20 protein-coding genes are annotated in these 19,259 nt (G+C 70.5%); 15 read left to right on the plus strand and 5 right to left on the minus strand.

What is annotated here, in order from left to right; genetic code table 11:
* The 3 genes from OO70_RS34265 to OO70_RS34275 all read left to right on the plus strand — a co-directional run.
* Nucleotides 1-656, plus strand: a 656-nt coding sequence (locus tag OO70_RS34265) for a polysaccharide deacetylase family protein (RefSeq protein ID WP_043680067.1), incomplete at its 5' end; no start/stop codon positions are given.
* Entirely contained in the window at nucleotides 656-1,855 is a 1,200-nt protein-coding gene (locus tag OO70_RS34270; RefSeq protein ID WP_043680069.1) for a YVTN family beta-propeller repeat protein, read from the plus strand. The genes OO70_RS34265 and OO70_RS34270, both read left to right, overlap by 1 nt.
* 87 nt (nucleotides 1,856-1,942) lie before the next feature.
* Nucleotides 1,943-2,542, plus strand: coding sequence for an ADP-ribosyltransferase (locus OO70_RS34275; protein ID WP_043680072.1), 600 nt, complete (start codon nucleotides 1,943-1,945; stop codon nucleotides 2,540-2,542).
* Nucleotides 2,543-2,545: 3 nt separating this feature from the next.
* Here OO70_RS34275 and OO70_RS34280 read toward each other — a convergent pair whose 3' ends face one another.
* Entirely contained in the window at nucleotides 2,546-3,181 is a 636-nt protein-coding gene (locus tag OO70_RS34280; RefSeq protein ID WP_043680075.1) for a GNAT family N-acetyltransferase, read from the minus strand.
* A 58-nt stretch (nucleotides 3,182-3,239) separates the two neighbouring features.
* Between OO70_RS34280 and OO70_RS34285 the strand changes: the two genes are divergently transcribed.
* The 3 genes from OO70_RS34285 (at nucleotide 3,240) to OO70_RS34295 (ending at nucleotide 5,236) form a co-directional block, all read left to right on the plus strand.
* The gene (locus OO70_RS34285; protein WP_043680078.1) at nucleotides 3,240-4,157 is read left to right on the plus strand and encodes a MerR family transcriptional regulator; all 918 of its coding nucleotides are present in this window, start codon (nucleotides 3,240-3,242) and stop codon (nucleotides 4,155-4,157) included.
* Between the two features lie 48 nt (nucleotides 4,158-4,205).
* The gene (locus OO70_RS34290; RefSeq protein ID WP_043680081.1) at nucleotides 4,206-4,418 is read left to right on the plus strand and encodes an EF-hand domain-containing protein; all 213 of its coding nucleotides are present in this window, start codon (nucleotides 4,206-4,208) and stop codon (nucleotides 4,416-4,418) included.
* Nucleotides 4,419-4,546: 128 nt separating this feature from the next.
* Nucleotides 4,547-5,236 (plus strand): NADPH-dependent F420 reductase, encoded by a 690-nt coding sequence (locus OO70_RS34295; RefSeq protein WP_324604893.1) that lies wholly within the window; start codon nucleotides 4,547-4,549, stop codon nucleotides 5,234-5,236.
* Between the two features lie 254 nt (nucleotides 5,237-5,490).
* On the opposite strand, the gene OO70_RS34300 is transcribed toward OO70_RS34295, so the two are convergent.
* Both OO70_RS34300 and OO70_RS34305 read right to left on the minus strand, forming a co-directional pair.
* Complete coding sequence (locus OO70_RS34300) at nucleotides 5,491-6,048, minus strand: glycoside hydrolase family 25 protein (protein WP_043680087.1); 558 nt, start codon at nucleotides 6,046-6,048, stop codon at nucleotides 5,491-5,493.
* A 35-nt stretch (nucleotides 6,049-6,083) separates the two neighbouring features.
* Entirely contained in the window at nucleotides 6,084-7,124 is a 1,041-nt protein-coding gene (locus OO70_RS34305; protein WP_043680090.1) for a phosphatidylinositol-specific phospholipase C domain-containing protein, read from the minus strand.
* Nucleotides 7,125-7,321: 197 nt separating this feature from the next.
* Between OO70_RS34305 and OO70_RS34310 the strand changes: the two genes are divergently transcribed.
* The 4 genes from OO70_RS34310 to OO70_RS34325 all read left to right on the plus strand — a co-directional run bounded on the left by OO70_RS34310 (nucleotide 7,322) and on the right by OO70_RS34325 (nucleotide 12,396).
* Nucleotides 7,322-8,293 carry an LLM class flavin-dependent oxidoreductase gene (locus OO70_RS34310; protein ID WP_043680093.1) on the plus strand — a complete coding sequence of 324 codons (972 nt, stop codon included), beginning with the start codon at nucleotides 7,322-7,324 and terminating at the stop codon, nucleotides 8,291-8,293.
* A gap of 185 nt (nucleotides 8,294-8,478) precedes the next feature.
* Complete coding sequence (locus tag OO70_RS34315; protein ID WP_234337013.1) at nucleotides 8,479-10,056, plus strand: streptophobe family protein; 1,578 nt, start codon at nucleotides 8,479-8,481, stop codon at nucleotides 10,054-10,056.
* Between the two features lie 16 nt (nucleotides 10,057-10,072).
* Nucleotides 10,073-10,789: a response regulator transcription factor gene (locus OO70_RS34320; RefSeq protein WP_043680096.1), complete on the plus strand. Its 717-nt coding sequence runs from the start codon at nucleotides 10,073-10,075 to the stop codon at nucleotides 10,787-10,789.
* A 2-nt stretch (nucleotides 10,790-10,791) separates the two neighbouring features.
* Nucleotides 10,792-12,396, plus strand: coding sequence for a sensor histidine kinase (locus OO70_RS34325; protein ID WP_043680098.1), 1,605 nt, complete (start codon nucleotides 10,792-10,794; stop codon nucleotides 12,394-12,396).
* A gap of 26 nt (nucleotides 12,397-12,422) precedes the next feature.
* On the opposite strand, the gene OO70_RS34330 is transcribed toward OO70_RS34325, so the two are convergent.
* A complete protein-coding gene (locus tag OO70_RS34330; RefSeq protein WP_043680101.1) occupies nucleotides 12,423-13,319 on the minus strand; it encodes an aminoglycoside phosphotransferase family protein in 897 nt (298 codons plus the stop codon).
* 273 nt (nucleotides 13,320-13,592) lie between these two features.
* Here OO70_RS34330 and OO70_RS34335 point away from each other — a divergent pair, with 273 nt between their 5' ends.
* Together OO70_RS34335 and OO70_RS34340 are read left to right on the plus strand one after the other, a co-directional pair.
* Complete coding sequence (locus OO70_RS34335) at nucleotides 13,593-13,871, plus strand: hypothetical protein (RefSeq protein WP_043680103.1); 279 nt, start codon at nucleotides 13,593-13,595, stop codon at nucleotides 13,869-13,871.
* 21 nt (nucleotides 13,872-13,892) lie between these two features.
* Entirely contained in the window at nucleotides 13,893-14,303 is a 411-nt protein-coding gene (locus tag OO70_RS34340) for an ANTAR domain-containing protein (RefSeq protein WP_063749762.1), read from the plus strand.
* A gap of 291 nt (nucleotides 14,304-14,594) precedes the next feature.
* Here the strand turns inward: OO70_RS34340 and OO70_RS34350 are convergent, their stop codons facing one another.
* Entirely contained in the window at nucleotides 14,595-15,884 is a 1,290-nt protein-coding gene (locus OO70_RS34350; RefSeq protein WP_407702854.1) for a N(5)-(carboxyethyl)ornithine synthase, read from the minus strand.
* Between the two features lie 364 nt (nucleotides 15,885-16,248).
* Here OO70_RS34350 and OO70_RS54815 point away from each other — a divergent pair, with 364 nt between their 5' ends.
* The 3 genes from OO70_RS54815 to OO70_RS34360 are packed head-to-tail and all read left to right on the plus strand — an operon-like array spanning nucleotide 16,249 to nucleotide 19,219.
* On the plus strand, nucleotides 16,249-16,404 hold the full coding sequence (locus OO70_RS54815) for a hypothetical protein (protein WP_158711554.1): 156 nt from the start codon (nucleotides 16,249-16,251) through the stop codon (nucleotides 16,402-16,404).
* Nucleotides 16,401-17,321 carry a phosphotransferase gene (locus OO70_RS34355; RefSeq protein WP_051741903.1) on the plus strand — a complete coding sequence of 307 codons (921 nt, stop codon included), beginning with the start codon at nucleotides 16,401-16,403 and terminating at the stop codon, nucleotides 17,319-17,321. Before OO70_RS54815 ends, OO70_RS34355 begins: the two co-directional genes overlap by 4 nt.
* On the plus strand, nucleotides 17,318-19,219 hold the full coding sequence (locus OO70_RS34360; RefSeq protein WP_043680109.1) for an ATP-binding cassette domain-containing protein: 1,902 nt from the start codon (nucleotides 17,318-17,320) through the stop codon (nucleotides 19,217-19,219). Before OO70_RS34355 ends, OO70_RS34360 begins: the two co-directional genes overlap by 4 nt.
* Nucleotides 19,220-19,259: the final 40 nt, after the last annotated feature.

Below are 19,259 nucleotides of genomic sequence, written 5' to 3' on the forward strand. Positions count from 1 at the left end.
CCCCCGCCGCCAAGGCGACCCCGCTCGCCGCCCCCGCCCCGCGCGCCTTCCCCCAGCAGCCCGCGCAGATCACCCACGGACCCCGCGACCACCCCCGGATCGCGCTCACCTTCCACGGCCAGGGCGACCCCAAGGTCGCCACCGCACTCCTCACCGAGGCCGAGAAACACGGTGCCCACGTCACCGTCCTCGCCGTCGGGACCTGGCTCGACACCCACCCCGAGATGGCCCGCCGCATCCTCGACGGCGGCCACGACCTCGGCAACCACACCCAGCGGCACATCGCCGTCAACACCCTGTCCGAGGCCGACGCGTTGGCCGAGATCACCGGCTGCGCCGACCGCCTCAAGCGGCTCACCGGCTCGATCGGCACCTGGTTCCGCCCCTCGCGCGCCCCGGCCGCGTCCCCGCTCGTCGAGCGCCTGGCCCACCGCGTGGGCTACCCGCACGTGCTGTCCTACGACGTCGACTCCCTCGACTTCACCGCGCCGGGCGCCCCCGCCGTCACCCGCAAGGTGCTCGCCGAGGTCCGCAACGGCTCCGTCGTGAGCATGCACTTCGGGTACGCCGACACGGTCGCCGCGCTCCCTGCCGTACTGGAAGAACTCGACCGCCGCGGACTGCGCGCGGTGACGACCACGGAGCTGCTGAGCTGATGCCACCCACCCCCCTCACCCGCGCCGCCCGCGTCCTGGTCACCGGCGCCGCCCTCGCCGCGCTGACCGCCCTCGCCGGCTGCGGCTCGCAGAACCACGCCGACGAGGCCCTCGGCACCAAGGCCGCGCTCCAGCCGCAGCAGCAGAAGAAGGAGAAGCAGGCGGCGCAGGGGCTGCCCGGTATGCCGCCGGTGCTCGACCCGGCCGACGTGTACGCGGCCGACCGCCCGAACCGGCTCTCCCCGGTGGTCAAGGACTTCCCGTCCCGGGTCTACGTCCCCAACACCAACTCCAACACGGTCTCGGTGATCGACCCGAAGACGTACAAGGTCATCGAGACCATCCCGGTCGGCGCACAGCCCCAACACGTCGTTCCCTCCTGGGACTTGAAAACCCTGTGGGTCAACAACGACCGGGGCAACACCCTCACCCCGATCGACCCGAGGACGGGGGAGGCGGGCAAACCGGTCGACGTGCACGACCCGTACAACCTCTACTTCACGCCCAACGGCAAGTACGCGATCGTGATGGCGTCCCTGGACCGCCAACTGGTCTTCCGGGACGCGCACACGATGAAGACCGTGAAGGCGGTCCCGGTCGGTTGCTACGGCGTCAACCACGCCGACTTCTCCCCGGACGGGCGGTACTTCATCGTCTCCTGCGAGTTCAGCGGTGAACTGCTCAAGGTCGACACCGAGAAGATGAAGGTCATCGGGCAGCAGAAGCTGCCGTTCCACGGCTCGATGCCGCAGGACGTCAAGATCTCGCCCGACGGGAAGCGGTTCTACATCGCGGACATGATGGCGAACGGCATGTGGGTCCTCGACGGCGACACCTTCGCCAAGCCGGACTTCCTGCCCACCGGCAAGGGCTGCCACGGCCTGTACATCAGCCGGGACTCACGCGAGATGTACATCTCCAACCGCGGCGAAGGCACCATCTCCATCTTCGACTTCACGAAGAACAAGCTGACGAAGAAGTGGCACCTCCCGAACGGCGGCAGCCCCGACATGGGCGGCGTCTCGGCCGACGGCAAGGTCCTGTGGCTCTCCGGCCGCTACAACTCCGAGGTCTACGCCATCGACACCCGCACCGGCACCCAACTCGCCCGCATCAAGGTGGGCGGCGGCCCCCACGGCCTCGCGGTGTACCCACAGCCGGGGCGTTACTCGCTGGGCCACACGGGAATCTTCCGCTGAAACCACGTTGACATGCGGTCAGTTGGACACACTCCGTACGGGTGATGATCCACGGTCCGCCGCCGCAGAACCGGAATCGTGCCCGGCATGATCACCCTTCACCTGCGACGGCGGACCGCCGCCGCCGTCCTGTCCCTCGCGGCCGTCTTCGCCACCACGGCCGCGACCGTCCCCGCCCACACCTCGGCCCGGGCCGCCGCTCCGGCCTGTCCCGTGGTCGCCGACCCGGCGATGGCCGCCGTCGACCAGCGCGTGGACATCAGCCGCATCACCCCCGACCCGGTCTGGCGCACCACCTGCGGCACCCTCTACCGCAGCGACAGCCGCGGCCCGGCGATCGTCTTCGACCAGGGCTTCGCCCCCAAGGACGTCATCAACGGGCAGTACGACATCGAGAAGTACGTCCTCGTCAACCAGCCCTCGCCGTACGTCTCGACGACCTACGACCACGATCTGTACAAGACCTGGTACAAGTCGGGCTACAACTACTACATCGACGCCCCCGGCGGCGTGGACGTCAACAAGACCATCGGCGACACCCACAAGTGGGCCGACCAGGTCGAGGTCGCCTTCCCCGGCGGCATCGCGCGGCAGTACATCATCGGCGTCTGCCCGGTCGACAAGAAGACCAAGGTCGAGATCATGAGCGACTGCGAGAGCAACCCGTACTACAAGCCCTGGCACTGACCCCTAGGGCTTGCTGAGCAGCACCGCCTCCGCGCCCACCGGACGGTAACCCGCCGCCAGGAACGCCCGCATGCTGCGGGCGTTCCCCGGTGCGACCTGCGCCCACAGCGGCTCCGTGGCGAGGTGGCGGGCGGCTGTCACCAACGACCGCCCCAGTCCCCGGTGTCGTACGCCTTCCTCGATCTCGACCGAGACCTCCAGGCGGCCACCGACCCCTCGGCCCATCACCAGCACACCGCCGTCCGTCGTCCAGGCGCGGACGTCGTCGCGCCGGCCGCGGGCGTACACGATCCGGGGATGGGCGCCGTGCGTGATCTCCCGTAGGGGGAGCGGGGGTTCGCCCGGCAGTGGGGAGCCCACGAGCATCGCGTCGATCGTCTCCGCCCTGCGGCCCGTCCGGTCGAGCAGGGCCATCAGGAACCGTGGGTTCATCGGCGCCGCGAGCGCGTCGCACGGCACGGCCGCCAGGGTGTCGAGGACCCACTGCGGATCCTCGTCGATGAAGACGACCGCGTGCGCGGTGAAGGCGAGCACCCCCGCGTCCCGCTCGGACATCTGCGGCACGACGGTCGTACGACCGTCCGGCGGAGGGAGGACACCCTGGGCCACCGCATCGAGAATGTCCCGAAGAGTCTCCATCACCGTGCTCCTTGAACTCCTTGAGTCTCCACCCACTGGAAGGCCCACACTCGCAGACATGATCGACGACGGCACCGGACTTTTCACCATCGGAGAGCTGGCCAGAGCCACCGGGCTGACCGTGCGCACCATCCGCTACTGGTCGGACGAGGGCGTGCTCACCCCGGTGACCCGCTCCGCCGGCGGCTATCGGCTGTACGACGCCGAGTGTGCCGCCCGTCTCGAACTGATCCGCACGCTGCGGGAGTTGGGCCTCGGCCTGGACGACGTACGCAAGGTGCTGGCCGGCGAGACGACGGTCGCGGAGGTGGCCGCCGCGCATGTGGTGGCGCTGGACGCGCAGATCAGTTCGCTGAGGGTGACCCGTGCGGTGCTGTCGACCGTGGCGCGACGCGGTTCGACCGCGGAGGAGATGACGCTCATGAACAAGCTGGCACGGCTGTCGGCGGCCGAACGGAAGCGGATCATGGAGGAGTTCGTGGACGAACTGTTCCACGGACTCGACCAGGTGGACCCGGCAATCGAGGAGCGGATGCGCACCATCGCGGTGGACCTGCCCGACGACCCGACCCCCGAACAGGTCGACGCCTGGGTGGAGTTGGCGGAGATGGTGCAGGACCCGGAGTTCCGGGCGCAGATGCGCAAGGTCATGGAGTTCAACGCGGCGGACCAGGACCGCAGCGCCGCACCCGGGCGCGCCATGTGGTTCCCCATGCGCCTGGTGAAGTTGGGCGCGGAGGCCCGCGAACGGGGCATCGCCCCCGAGTCGCCGGAGGCGGAGGCGATCGTACGGGGGGTGCTGGGGGAGGGCGGCGACCCGGCCGTCGTACTCGAACGGATGGTGTCGGCGTCCAACGACCGGCTCGCCCGGTACCGGGAGTTGCTGTCCACGCTGAAGGGCGGGACGGCCGCGGGGGCGCACCGTCCGGAGTTCGCGTGGGTGGTCGCCGCACTGCGTGCTCGCGTGGCCGGTTAATCTGGCCTGCGTCAACAAGTAGTAATGCGTTACGAAGGGGCGGATCCGGTGGCGGACATCGAGGAAGCACGCAAGCATTTCCAGCGGATCGACACGGATGGTGACGGCTTCGTCACCGCGGCCGAGTTCAAGACCGCCCTGGCCCAGGGAGGCGACTGGAACGTGACCGAGGCGGTCGCCGAGGCCATCATCAAGAGCCGGGACCTCAATGGGGACAAGGTCCTGTCGTTCGACGAGTTCTGGGCCCACCTGAACAAGTGACCCGAGAGTGATCCGATCGGAAGGGGTGCCCGTCCTACGGTGGACGGGCACCCCTCCGTCATGTCCGGCGGGGGATCGGAATAGGGGGCGATCGCCAGGGGTTGCCGTACCCAGATGCATGCGTATGCATTGATTCTGGATCGGCGAAGGGTCCTGTTATGAAGATCGGCATCATCGGCGCGGGTCAGATCGGTGGCAACCTCACCCGGCGGCTCACCGCTCTCGGTCACGACGTCTCCGTCGCCAACTCGCGCGGCCCGCAGACACTCACCGCACTGGCCGAGGAGACGGGCGCGACCCCCGTACGGGCCGAGGACGCGGCGCGGGGGGCCGAAGTCGTCGTGGTCACCGTCCCGTTGAAGGCGGTCCCGAACCTGCCCAAGGGCTTCCTCGACGGCGCGGCGGAGAACGTCGCGGTCATCGACACCGGCAACTACTACCCCGGGCGGGACGGCCGGATCGCCGCGATTCTGGACGACGGGCTGATGGAGAGCCGCTGGACGGCGCAGCAGATCGGCCACACCGTGATCAAGGCGTTCAACGGCACCTACGCCCAGGACATCCTGGACCGGCACCGCCCCGCCGGCGCCCCCGACCGCCTCGCGCTCCCGGTGGCCGGTGACGACGAGGCGGCGAAGCGGGTGGTCAGGGCCCTGATCGACGAACTCGGCTTCGACACGGTCGACACGGGCAGCCTGGACGACTCCTGGCGTCAGCAGCCGGGGACGCCGGTGTACGGGATGCGGGAGGGCGTGGACCCGATCACGAAGGGGCTGGCGGAGGCTTCGCCGGAGCGGACGGGCGACTTCAGGGCCTGAGGAGTCGGCTCACGCGATCTCCAGGGCGCGGCTCGTGGGGTGCGTCGAGCGCACGGCCTCCGGGCCGCGGTCCCTGGCCGAGGGCCCGGTCTTCCCCGGCTTCCGGGTGGCCCCCGCGATCCCGGGCAGGGAACTGGTCCTCCAGGGTTCCCACCGGTTCTCGGTGTACGCCCTCGTCATCCGCACCGGCGGCCACGCGGTCGGGGTCCGCCGACTGCTGATCGGGATGCGGCGCCGGGCCGAGCAGGCAGAGCTCAGGCGTTCTTGGCCCACGTCTGCAGGGCCGCCTTGCTCGCGAAATCGGCGACGTCCTTGTCGTGGGGCTCGGACGTGTACTGGTGGAAGGTCCAGTCGGCCTTGATGCGGGGCTTGCCGGCCGTCGTGTAGTCGGCGATCCACAGGCCGTCGCCCGCGTAGGACGTCGTGTCGATGTTCAGCCAGAAGTTGCGGTTCGTGTAGAGGACGACCCGGTTGTCCGGCCGGAGTGCCTTCACCTTGCGGATGAAGCTGTCCTTCTCCGCGTTCGTCGCGTGGGTGCCGTCGCCGGTCGTCTCCCAGTCCACGGCCAGCAAGTCCCCTGCTTTTTCGGGGGTCTTGCTCACGAAGTACTCCGCCTGGGCCGTGATGTCGCCGGGCCAGAGGAAGTGGTAGAAGCCGACGACCAGGCCCGCGTCACGGCCCGTCTTCGTCTGGGCGGTGAGTCTCGGGTTGACGTACGAGCGGCCCTCCGTCGCCTTGATGAAGACGAAGGAGGAGCCGTCCGTTTCGTGCGCGGTGGACTGGTATGCGCTTACGTCGATGCCATGCAACATGGGGGACTTGTGCCCCCTCCCCGGCATCCGGAACCTCAGCTTCTGGTGGCCACCGAGGACAGTACCGACGCCGACTTCGACGACCAGTCGGAAGTGATCACGCTTGCGTGGTCCGCCGCCAACAGTGCCAGTTTGGCGGCGACTTCCGCGTCCGTGGGGGCCGTGGAGGAGATCGCCGGGGCCACCGCGTACGCGTCTGTCATGATCAGGATGTAGTGGTTCGTGGAGTAGAACGACGTGTCGTAGCCGTTGTTGACGTACGTCGCCGCGTCACCGTCGAAGAACACGAACCAGGGGCGGATCGACGTGTCCGAGGTCCAACGGGTCGATCGCGGATCGCCGTTCGCCGCGCCGAGTACAGCCGGGAAGGCCTGCGCCTGCGCGATCGTGCCGGCCGCGTACAGGTCGCGCAGGTGGTCGCCGTACTCCTGGTCCGTCCAGTAGTGGTCGAACGGGTTGGCCTGCTCGACCGTGCCCGGGATCAGCTCGAAGATGAACTTGCCCTTGAGGGCGTCGCGCGAGGGCCACGCGTTCGCCTGGGCCGCCGCGTCGAGCGTGGAGTACGAGGAGCCCAGCAGGTCGGACGGCTTGTAGACGCTGCTGCCGAGCTTCTGCGAGACCAGGGTGTCGAACGCGGTCGGGCCGAGGCCGATGGTCTGGTTGAAGCCGACCTTCATCTCCACCTTGATGATGATGGGTGCGTGGTCCGGGTGGAGGGTGTTCCAGGCGGCCATGTTGTCCAGGCAGCTGCCGAGGTCCTGGTTGCGGTCCTTGCTGTACAGGTCGGCGGGGGTGCTCGCGTACTCGCAGTTGTTGTCGTTGGAGAACAGGTCGCTGTGGCTGACCCGCCACCGCTTGCTCAGACTGTCGACGTAGACGTCGAGTTCGAGCAGCGAGGCCCCGGAGTCCAACGCCTGTGCCCAGTACGTGTACTTGTCCTTCTCGTACGCGTTGTGCGTGCCGATCGTCGTCGTCTCGGAGAACTTCGCCGCCGCCGCGTGGGCGTTGCCCGCGGCCCCGGTCAGCAGCAGGGCCGTGGCGCCGAGCAGCGCCGCCAGCCGTCTTATCGCCTTCATGAGTCTCAAGTCCCCTTCGCCGTGGCCTAGTTGGCGCCTGTTGGCGGCAGCAGCGTAGGGCGAAGGGGTTACTGCCCGGTAGCCCCTGGAGGAACATAGGCTTCCGCCTGTCCCGTGCGGAGAGGGTTGATTTCGTTTCTCGGATATTGCGTTCTGTTGAGCGAGAATCATATTCTCGCACCATGAATCGTCCTGGCATGGGGTTCGCTCTTCGCTTCGACTTCCGCAACCCGGAGTCGGCCGGTACGTCCATGGCGGAGCGTTACGCGGCCGCCCTCGACATGGCCGAGTGGGCCGACGGGCTCGGCTGTACGCGGATCACCGTCTCCGAGCACCACGGTTCGGCGGACGGCTATCTGCCCAGCCCGGTCCAGATGCTCGCGGCGATGGCCGCCCGCACGAAGCAAGTCCGTTTCCTCGTCGCCGCGTTGATCGCCCCTTTCCACGATCCGCTGCGCCTCGCCGAGGAGTTGACGGTCCTCGACAACATCAGCCGGGGGCGCGTCGATCTGATCGTCGCGGGTGGCTATGTGCGCGAGGAGTTCGACATGTTCGGCGTGCCGATGAACGAGCGGGCCAAGCGGGTCACCGAGGTGGTGACCACCCTCAAGTCGGCCTTCACCGGGGAGGAGTTCGGCTACCGGGGCCGGGCCGTGCGGGTCACGCCGGCGCCGTACCGACCGGGCGGCCCCTCCGTCCTGCTCGGCGGCAGCAGTGAACCGGCGGCGCGCCGGGCCGCCCGGATCGCCGACGGGTTCGTCCCCTCGGTGCCCGAGGTGTGGGAGTACTACCGCGACGAGGTCGGCAAGCTGGGCCGTCCCGACCCCGGCCCCAGCCCGATCGGGCCGAACCAGGTGGTGGCCCTCGCCGAGGACCCCGACGACGGCTGGGAGCGCATGGCGCCGTTCTTCCTGCACGAGACCAACGCCTACGGCGAGTGGCAGGCCCAGGACGACGCGGCCTCACCCTTCCGTACGGCCGACGGTCTGGCGGAGCTGCGGCGCGGCGATCAGTACCGGGTGCTGGCGCCCGAGCGGTTCGTGACGGAACTGAAGGCCGCGCCAAGCCCGTTCACCCAGTTCCATCCGCTGTGCGGGGGCATGCCGATGGATCTGGCGTGGTCGAGCCTGCGGCTGTTCGAGCGCGAGGTGCTGCCCGCCTTCGGCTAGCAGGCCGCGCGGCGCCTCTGGGAACTTCCTGGGAACCGGGGCGGACGCGGGCAGCCCCGCCCCCGTGACCTGCATCCGTTCCGCGCCGACTCTCAGAAACCTCCCAGAACCTCTCCGGAACCCGGCAATCGCGTGCGCCACCTTGTGCGGACGACGTCCCCGAAGCACTCCGGAGGGTTCCCGCGATGCCCGTCTCCACATCCACGTCCACCAGGTCCCGTCCCGTTTCCACCCCCACGCCGGACGGCCCGGGAGCGAGCGCTCTCGAAGGCGCGGCGGCCGCGCTGTGCGGGCTCGTCGCGATGGCCGCCGTGGCATGGCTCGCGTTGTGGCTGATGGGCGCCGGTTCCGTCGGATCGCCGGGAACGATGGCAATGGCCCTGGCCGCCATGGCAGTTGGCGGGTCGGTGAGCGCGGGCTCCGCCATATCCGCTGGGGGTGCGGGCGGTTCGGGGTCGTTGGGCTCGATGCTGTCCGGGCTTCTCGGTGGCGGCGGGGGCGGAATGAGTCCGTCGATGAGCGGGGCGGCCGACATCACGCCGCTCGGCTTGACGCTCGTCGGGTCCGTGGTGCTGTGGCTGGTGTTCTCGCGGAGGTTGCGCCAACGACCTGTCACCGTGCGTGAGTTGGGCGCTCGGGCGGCCGGTGCCGGAGCTGCGGCACTGATCGCGTTCGTCCTCGTGGCCACCCTCGCGCACGGCACGTTCAGCATGCCCGCGTCGGCGATGAGCAGCGGACTCGGCGGCGGGCAGAGCGCCGGGGCGGGCAGCGGCGGCGGTGTGCTCGGCGGGCTGTTCGGCGGCGGCAGCGCGTCGCAGGACACGACGATGTCGTACGACGTCCAGGTGGGCTCGACCGCGTTCGGCGCGCTGGTGTGGGTGGCCGTGGTGCTCGCCCTGGGGTGCCTGGTCAGCCGGCGGGTGCGGGTGCCGTTGGGCGGTGCGGTGGACCGGGTGCGGCCCGGGTGGGCGCCGAGTCTCTCGGCGGTCGTGCGCACGCTGCTGGTCCTGGTCGCCGTACCGATGGCGTTGGTGACGTTCGTGGGGGTGGTGGTCGGCGGCCGGGCCGGGACGGCGGCCGGTGGGGTGCTGCTGTTGGCGCCGAACGCGCTGGCGGTGTTCCTGAGCCTGGGCGTGGGATCGCCGTGGACGGCCGCGACGCACCCCGTGCGGAGCCAGGGCGGCAACCCCCTCGCCTCGCTGATGGGCGCCCTGGGCGGCGGACAGCAGGCCACCCCGCAGCAGCAGGACCGCACCGAGCACCTCAGGAGCCTTTCCGCCGGGGGCCGGCCGCTGTGGCTCGCGGCCCTCGCCGTGACCGCCGTCATCCTCCTGGCCTGCGCCTACGCTGCTGCGCGGAACACCGCCCCGGCCCACACGCTCCCGCCGCACCGCTACGACGGCCCGCTGGCCCGGCACCTCGGCATGGCCGAGCGGTTCGGACTCGTCACGGCGGTGGTCCTGGGCTCGGCGGCCTGGCTGGCGGGGGCGTCCGGGAACTTCGGCGTCAGCATGTTCGGCAGCGAAATGGGCGGTATGCGGGCCGAGTTGACCGGCAGCGTGCTGTGGACGGTGATGTTCGGGCTGCCGGCCGGCGGTCTGGCGGGCTTCCTGGCCGGCCTCCTGCGCACAGCGGACCTTTACGGAGGAATGACATCCCTCCGCCGTATTCTCGCGCGCAAGTCCCCGCTGTCCGTGTCCCCGCACGCCCCGGCGCCGGGCACCGATCCCGGCACCCTGGAGGCACCCCTTGGCAACCATTGAGCGGGCAGGCCCGCCCATGTCCCGGCCCACCACCACGGACGTGAACCTGCTGGTCGTCGACGACGAACCGACCGTACGAGAGCTGCTGTGCGCGGCGCTGCGGCACGCCGGGTTCACGGTCGCCGCGGCCGCCACCGGGCAGGAGGCGCTCGACGGGGCCCGCGAGGTCTCGCCGGATCTGGTCCTGCTGGACGTGATGCTCCCCGACATGGACGGCTTCGAGGTGATCCGGCGGCTGCGCGAGCAGCGCGGTGCCGCCTCCCGCTCGGGGCACATCCCGGTCGTGTTCCTCACCGCCCGTGACGCCACCCAGGACAAGATCGAGGGGCTGGTCCTCGGCGGCGACGACTATGTCACCAAGCCCTTCGACCTCCAGGAGTTGATCGCCCGTATCGGCGCGGTACTGCGCCGCACGAGCGGCGATCCCTCGGCGCTGCTGCGGGTGGCCGACCTCGAACTCGACCCGGAGGGCGTCCAGACGACCCGTGCGGGCGAGCCGATACGCCTCTCGCCCACCGAATTCCGGCTGCTGCACTACCTGATGTCCAACGCCGGGCGCACGGTCGGCAAGGCACAGATCCTCGGGCGGGTGTGGGAGTACGACTTCGGCGGCGACACCGGCATCGTCGACACCTACATCAGCTATCTGCGCCGGAAGCTGGACAACGGCGGGCCGAAACTGATCCACACCGTGCACGGCGTCGGCTACGTCCTGCGCGGGCCGCGGACATGACCGTGAACCGGCGTCGCCCGCAGGCCATTTGGGCGCGGGCCTCGCTGCGCAGCCGGGTCCTGCTGCTGGCCGTGGTCCTGCTGACGGCCGGGTTCACCGCGTTCAGCCTGGTCACCGGCAACGCCCTGCGCTCGTACATGGCGGACCGCGTCGACGCCCAACTCCGGGCCTCCGCCCAGGTGTTCGCCCTGCTCCCGGCAACTGTGGCCAAGACGGGGACCGGTGGGAAACCGCCGCCCGGTCTCACCGACTTCAGCACGGAGGTGCTGGGCAACCCGGTCATCACGTATGTCACCAAGGACGGCAAGGTCGAGAGCAGTATCGACTCGCTCGCCGGCCCGAAACGCACCGAGGACGCGTCAGGCCCCGACCTGCCGACGCTGGACGCGTCCGCCGTCGCTGCCCGCGCGGGCAAGCCGTTCACCGTGGCCGGCACCTCGGGCGACACCCGGTGGCGGTCGATCGCCGTGCCCCGGATCACCGGCGCCAAGCTGCTGGGCGGCGGCACGCCGGGCAGCGTGATCGTGTCCGCGCCGATGAGCCAGGTGGACGGCACGGTGGACCGGATGTGGCACATCTACGAGACCACCGGGCTCGGCCTGCTCGTGGTGCTGGGGCTGGCCGGCTGGTTCGCGGTGCGTTCCGGGCTGCGCCCGCTGACCCGTATCGAGCAGACGGCCGCCGAGATCGCGGCCGGTGACCTGTCCCGCCGCGTCCCCGAACTGGCGGGCCCGCACACGGAGATGGGCCGGCTGGCCACCGCCCTGAACGGCATGCTCGCCCAGGTCGAGACCGCCTTCGCCGCCCGCGCCGAGTCCGAGGCGCGGATGACCCGCTTCGTCGCCGACGCCAGCCATGAGCTGCGTACCCCGCTGGCGGGCATCAAGGGCCTCACGGATCTGCACCGCATGGGCGCGCTCGCCGACCGTGAGGACATCGACGCGACGATGGCCCGCATCGCCCGGGAGTCGGACCGTCTCGCCCGGCTGGTGGAGGACATGCTGCTGCTGGCGCGCTTCGACGAGCAGTCGCTGAAGAAGGCCGATGCCGACACCGACACCGGCGGCGATGTGAGTGCGGTCGGGCGGATCGCTCCAGCCCTCGATCTGGCTCCCATGGACCTGCGCACCCTCGCCGCCGACGCGCTGCACGACGTACGGGCCCTGGACGCGAGCCGTCCCGTCACGCTCACCGGGCCTGACGGCGTGGGCACCCCCGCCTCGGCCCCGGCCCTTGCCGACGAGGCGCGGCTCCGCCAGGTGGTCACCAACCTGGTCGGCAACGCGGTCGCCCACACCCCGGCCGGCAGCGCGATTCGGATCGGGGTCGGCACGGTCGGGGAGGAGGCGGTCCTGGAGGTGGCGGACGAGGGGCCCGGCCTCACACCGGCGCAGGCCGACCGTATCTTTGAACGCTTCTACCGCGCCGACACCTCCCGCACCCGTGCCACGGGCGGTGCCGGTCTGGGGCTGGCCATCGTCGACTCCCTGGTCGGTGCGCACGGGGGACAGGTCGAGGTCCGCTCGACGCCCGGACGAGGGGCCACCTTCCGGGTCAGGCTGCCGCGCCATGCCGAACTGCCGTCGCCAGTGGGGTTGTTGGGGTGAGTATCGGTGGTCGGTGGCTGTCGGCGTCAGGGGGTGGTGGATGTGACTCCGGCGTGCTCGGTGAGGACCTCGGTGAGTTGGCGGGTGGTCTGCTGTGCGACGCGGGGGTTGGTGGCCGCGTGGAACGTGTAGGCGTTCAGTCCGGTGGCCAGGGCCCAGCCCATGCCGCGGGTCCAGGTGGCGTCGTCCGGGCCGAGCGCTTCGCGGAAGAGCGGGCGGGTCGTGGCCGACAACAACGTGTAGGCGATGACCAGGTCGCAGGCGGGATCGCCCATGCCCAGGCCGCCGAAGTCGATGACGGCGGAGAGGTGGCCGTCGACGGTGAGCAGGTTGCCGGTGTGGAAGTCCCCGTGGCACCAGACCGGTTCGCGGTCCCAGGCGGGGGCCCGCAGCGCGTTGTCCCAGACCTCGGTCAGGGCGGCGGTGTCGAACACTCCGTCCACGGCCTCGATCGCCGCCCGCGTCGCGTGGTCGCGGTCGGCCAACGGGGCGCGGTTCAGCTCGGGGTGGGCTCCGGGGGCCAGCGTCCCGGCGGCGGGGATGCTCTGCAACTGCCGTAGAAAGTAAGCCAGTTGATGTGCGGTCGCGGCGGGATCGGCGAGGCTGTCCACGGTCGGTGTCGTGCCGTCGAGCCAGCGGGTGACGGACCAGTGCCACGGGTAACCGGGGCCCGGTGTGCCGAGCCCCAGCGGTTCCGGGACGGCCAGCGGCAGCCGAGGGGCCAGGCGCCGTAGCCAGGTGTGCTCCTTGGTGGCCTCCCCGTCCGCCCAGTCGCTCCGCGGCAGCCGTACGGTCATCGTCTCGCCGAGCCGGTAGATGACGTGATCCGAACCGGCGGGTTCCAGGAGGGTCAGCGGCAACGGGGCCCAGTGCGGAAACTGCGCGGCGAGCAGACGATGGACGAGCTCGGGGGTGATGGTCATCTTTCCCTTTCCCGGGGTGGTGAGTACCGGTCAAGGGTGGCAGCGGAGGGTACGGCGGTCTCGGGAATTACCGGCTGGGCGATGGCAGTCGCATCCCACACGCCGCCGCCGCTCCTCCGGGACAGACGCCAAGTGGCCGTCCGGGGCGTCCGGTTGGGCGCGCTGAAGACCGGGACCCGGATCACTGTCCGTCACCTCCGGGGAGGACTAGGCTGAGAGCACAGGCCCCGGCCCCCGGCAGTGACACTTCGCTCCGCTCCGGGGAGGCCCGCCGTGTTCGTTCTGCTCGTCGTCCTGATCGTGATCCTGTTCGGCCTCGGCTTCGTCAACGCCCTCTGGTGGGTGGCCGCGGTCGTACTGGTCTTCGCCGCCACCCGGCGCGGTCGCGGTGGTGGCGGTGGCTGGATCCGCGGTGACGGCTCCGATCTCCGTGACTACCGGGACTACGAGGACCGCCGTGACCGTCAGGACCGCTGGGACCGCCGCTACAGCCGCCGGCACCGGGCGCGGTGGAGGCGCGAGGACCGCAGGGACCGTGAACGTCGTGGGTGACCGAGGAAACCGAGGAAACCGATGAACCTGTGGGGAGCCAGAGCCGTGGCCCCGGCGGAGGCGGACCCGCCGGGCGGGGATGCCGTGGCCCTGCGTGCGGAGATCGGCCGGTTGCGGCGGACGCAGGCCGGCAGCGCGGTCGTAGAACAGGCCTGCGGGATTGTGATGGCCCTGGCACCCTGCACCCGGGAGCCGGCCAGGCATCTGCTGGAGGACATCGCCCGGCGGTGCAACACCAAGCTGCCGGACGTGGCGGCGGCCCTGGTCGCCACGTGGGAGGGCGAGCCGCTCTCCCGGCTGATGCAGCACGGGTTGCGGCACGCGCTGCGGCGGCTCTACGCGCAGGACCGGGAGGGCGGTTCACCCTCGGTACCGCCGACGTTCCCAGCGTCACCGGTCCCACCAGTCCCACCGGTGGTCCCGGTGGACTAGGGCCGGTCCGGGAGGAGTTCACCACCACGGCCTGCCCTACGGCCCCGATGCGGCCGGCGCACGCCAACTGGCGCGCCGCTGACGGCACCGGGCGCCGCGAGGTTTCAACTCGGCTTTACGGGCCACCCGTTGAACATGTCCAGACGCTACGGCGGAAGCCCCGCGGGGACGGCGATCTCCCTCATCGCCGACATCGCGGCACTGATCCTGATCCTGTGGATCGTTCTCTACCTGTTCGACGCCAACACCGCGAACAACACGGTCTCCTGGGTCCACGACGCGGCCAACTGGCTATCCGGCTGGTCGCACAACCTGTTCACCATCCACTCGGCGGACTGGCGCACCGTGGTCAACTACGGCCTGCCCGCCCTCCTTTACCTGTTCATCGGTCACGCGGTGGCCACCGGGGTCAACCGCTCCTAGACCGCCGGACCCCTGGACCTCGGGGCTGTGGGGGTACGCGGCCGACCGGTGCTGGAAGGAGAGGATCTTCGGGTTCTGGACGACACCGTCCCGGATCTCGATGGCCTTCCTGACCGTGACGTCGTCGTCCCATGCGGTGGGGCCGCTCATGACCTTGCGCAGGTAGGGCAGGAGCGCCTCGCTGATCTCCCAGGTGGCGGAGTCCCACAGGTGGGACGGGCTGTGGTCCACCGCGTAGTAGTGGCAGCCCGGACCCACCGTGGACATCGGGTCGTCGAAGCCGCTCGGCTTGGCCCAGGCGAAGCCCATGCCCTCGTCGCAGGCGACGTCGATGAAGAAGGTCCCCGGCTGGAACAGGGCGAGTTCCTCGTTGTTGACGAACATGAGCGGCGCGTCGGTGTCCTGGAGGACGCAGTTGACGACGATGTCGAACCCGGCGAGGTACTGCGCGAGCGGTACGGGCCCGAGTCCGGTGACCGCCTGGAGCCGCGTCGGATCGTCCTCCTGCTCCTCGAAGTGCCCCATCACGACCGACGGCATCGGCGAGGCCACCGCCGCGGCGGCACGCTGAGTGAGCACCGTGACGTCGGAGACCCCCATCGCGCCCAGGCCCGTGACGGCGCCGCGCGCGGTGGCGCCGAAGCTGATGACAACCGCGCGCAGACGGCGCCCGTAGCTGCCGGTCAGGCCGCCGAGCTGCAGGGCCTGCAGCACCGAGCAGTAGCCGGCGAGCTCGTTGTTCTTGTGGAACACGTGCACGCTGAAGGCGCCCGTGGACGTCCAGTGGTTCATGGCTTCCCAGGCGATCAGGGTCAGCCGTCGGTCGATGCCGATCTGCGTCATCTTCTCGTCCTGCACACAGTGCGGCCAGCCCCACAGCACCTGGCCCTCGCGCAGCTCCGCGAGGTCCTCGTGCATGGGCTTGGGCAGCAGCATGATGTCGCACTCGGCGACCAGTTGCTCACGGGAACGCAGTCCCGCCACAAGTGGTCGCAGCGCGTCGTCGGCGACGCCGAACCGTTCGCCGTATCCCTCTTCGAGGAAGATCCGCTCCCTTATGTCCGGGGCGATCCTGTCGAGGTGGCGGGGGTGCAGCGGCAGACGGAACTCGTTCTCCTTGCGGGAGGAGGAGAGTACTCCGAGACTCATCAGACTCATGTGGGGCGGCTCATTTCCGACCGGACACGAGGCGCTCCGGCCTTGCCGTTCCCCGAGGGCGACGCCGAAACGGCTGACGGCGTGCGAGGTGCGCTCGGTAACGCCCACGTTACTCCTGTCCGGAAAGGCCGGATTCCACCGTCGACGTGCACGCCGGGCGGTCCGGCAATCCCTCGATCAGGTGACGGCCCCTTGCGCGGCTGATCGAACACCGCACGGCGACCGCACCTCCCAGCGGCCCCTAGGGCGGCACCCACATCCTCGAACTTTCGTCCGACGATTCGCCCGCCCTCACCCGTGACGGCTACTTGATCAGGCACGTTCTTCAGGCGCCGAGTCACTCCGTCGACCGCAGGAGGTCGCCATGAATCCCGTCCCCGTCCCCGCCCTCGCCCCGCTCGCGTTCGAACATCGCGCCACCTCGTTCGCGGTCCCGCTCCTGCCCGCGATGCGCAAGGTTGACGCCACGGCCGTCGCCCACGCGGATACGTCACGACGCGCACCGAGGTGGGGGGCATGACCGGAGCGACCACACTTCCGGACCCCGTCCGGGCCTGGGCCGAATCCGTCATCGGTCCCCTTGCCGATCTCCACGACACCTCCGCCGACCGCTCCTCGCACGCCGACCGCTCCTTGCACGCCGGCCGCTCCTCGCGTGTATGGGAGGTGACGACCCGCCCGGACGGCGGTGAACGCTTCTGCGTGAAAATCGCCCCGTCCCCCCTCGCCTTCACCCGCGAGACCTTCGCCCACCGGCACGCCGTGTCCTTCCTCGGCCCCGGCCGAGCGCCCCGTCTCACCGCTACGTCGGCCCAGCACCTCGCCCTGATCATGACCGCCGCCCCCGGCACCCCCCTGAGCGCCCTCAGGGCAACCGGTGCCGCACTGGAGACGGTCCACCGGAGGGCCGGCGCCCTCGTCGCCCAACTGCACCAGGCCGGAAAGCTGACCCGCACGGCGCGCGAGGAGGCGTCGCAGACGCTGCGACGCACCGCCGACCGCGCCGAGCGGAGCGTCCGGGGAGCGGGTGACCAAATGCCGCCCGCCGAAAGGGAGTTCGCGCTGGACCGGGCCGCCGAACTGCGTACCGTCGGACGGGTCCCGCTCGGCTACATCCACGGCCGGCTGGACGAGCACACGCTGAGGTGGTCCGGCACACGCGAACCGTTGGCGCTGATCGACTTCGAGCACGCGCGATTCGCCCCCGTCGTCCAGGACTTCGTACCGCTCGCCCGCGGACCCTGGGCCGACCAACCACGCCTGCGCACCGCGTTCTTCACCGGCTACGGCCGCCGCCTCCTCCCGGAGGAGAAGCGCGCGCTGCACTGCCTGACTGCCCTGCACACGGCCGGACTTGGGGCTTGGGGCGCCGGTCATGAGGAGCAGGAAATCGCCGGGCGCCGCGTACCGGAGCCGATGCGGGAGGCGACCGTATGAGCGCCAGTACCACCGGCCGGACGCCACCGCCCGGGACGGCGTCACGCGTGCCGCCACCGCAACCCGCCGAGATCCGCTACGAAGGCCGGCACGCCCAGAACCCCCTGGCCGAGGCCGAGTTCGGGAAGCTGTGCGCGCGGCTGCCCTCCGTGTTGGCGCAGACCGCGCGGATGGCGTGGGCCATCGACCGGTACGCGGTACTGCTGCTCGCCGGCTGCCAACTGGCCGTAGGCGCAAGTGCCGTGGTCCTGCTGCTGTCCACCGCACGCGCGATGCGCTCGGTCCTGGCCGCCGGGCCGGTGGCCGACCGGCTGCATCAGGTGCTGCCCGCGCTGCTGGTGATCACCGTCGCGGCGGCGGTCGGCCGGATCGCGAGCGCGCTGTCCTCGTACGCCGACGGGCGGATCACACCCCGCCTGACCACGGCGGCGGACAGCGCCCTCGTCGAGGCGGTGTGCCGGGTGGAGGCCTCCGCCCGTGCCGAGGACGGCTTCGCGGACCGGCAGGAGGCCGCGGAGATGGGCGTGATCCGCGGCCACGTGATGGTGCAGGACGCCACGCGCTTCACCGCCGCCGTGGTCCGCATGGTCAGCGCGAGCGGCGTGCTCTCCGTACTGCACCCGCTGCTGCTGCCCCTGCTGCTGCTCGCCGTCGTACCCGCCGCGGTGGGCGCGATCCTGCACGCGAAGGTCCAGTACGAGACGCACTACGCCAACGTCGGCGACCGCAACGTCCGCCAGAACATGCGGGGTTGGGTGACCAGCCCGAAGTTCTCCGACGAGATCCGCGCCAACGGCATGGTCCCCTACCTCGGGTTCTGGCACCGTACGATCTCCGAACGCATCGACCGCCGGGTCCTGGACGTGGCGCCGCGCATGCTGCGGATCGTGCTGGCCAGTTCGGCGATCGGCGGGGTCTTCCTCGTCGCGACCTGGGCCGCGCTCGCCTGGCTGGCCGGCACCGGACGCGTCGAACCGGCGATCGCCGCCACCGCGGTCGTCGCCGTCCAGACCACCCTCGCCGCCCTCGGTCAACTCGTCGTCTACGGCGCCGCCATGTTCCACACCGCCCTCTACCTCGCCGACATGGAGGGCTTCCTCGCCTTCGCCGCCGAACGTGCCCCGAAACGAGGGGAGTTGGCGCCGGGGGAGCCGGTGCGGGAGATCCGGCTCGACGAGACCGTCTACCGCTACCCGGGCAAGGAGATCCCGGCGGTGGCCGGCGTCTCGCTGACCGTGCGCCGCGGGGAGATCCTCGCCGTGGTCGGCGAGAACGGCTCCGGAAAGTCCACGCTGACCCGACTCCTCGCGGGCATCTTCCTCGCCGACAAGGGCACGGTCAGCTGGAACGGCCACGACCTCGCCACTCTCGCGCCCGACCGGCTGTGGGAGTCGTCGGGGCTGGTGCCCCAGCATTTCGCGCAGTGGCCCCTCAACGTCCGCGACAACGTCACCCTCGGCCAACCCCGCACGTACGACGACCTGTTGGTGTGGGAGGCCCTGGACGCCGTAGGCCTGCGGGAGGCGGTGGAGGAACTCCCGTACGGGCTCGACACGTTGCTGGCCCGTGAACTGTGGGGCGGCACCGAACTCTCCGGCGGCCAGTGGCAGCGGCTCGCGTGCGCACGGGCCCTGTACCGGCAGCCGGACCTGCTGATCCTGGACGAGCCGACCAGCCAGATGGACGCCCGCGGAGAACACGCGATCCTCGAACGGATCAAGGCGATCGCCGCCCACCGCATGACGATCGTGGTCACCCACCAACTGGTCAACACGAAGATCGCCGACCGGATCGTCGTCATGACACACGGCCGCATCGCCGAACAGGGCACCTACGACGAACTCGCCCACGGCGGCGGCCTGTTCGCCGAACTCCTGGCACTGTCGACCGACCGCTGACGGTCGGGGTGCCGTGCCCCGGCGGGGTGCGGCACCCCTG

It is taken from the genome of Streptomyces xylophagus (genome assembly GCF_000716435.1).
Lineage (GTDB): Bacteria > Actinomycetota > Actinomycetes > Streptomycetales > Streptomycetaceae > Streptomyces > Streptomyces xylophagus.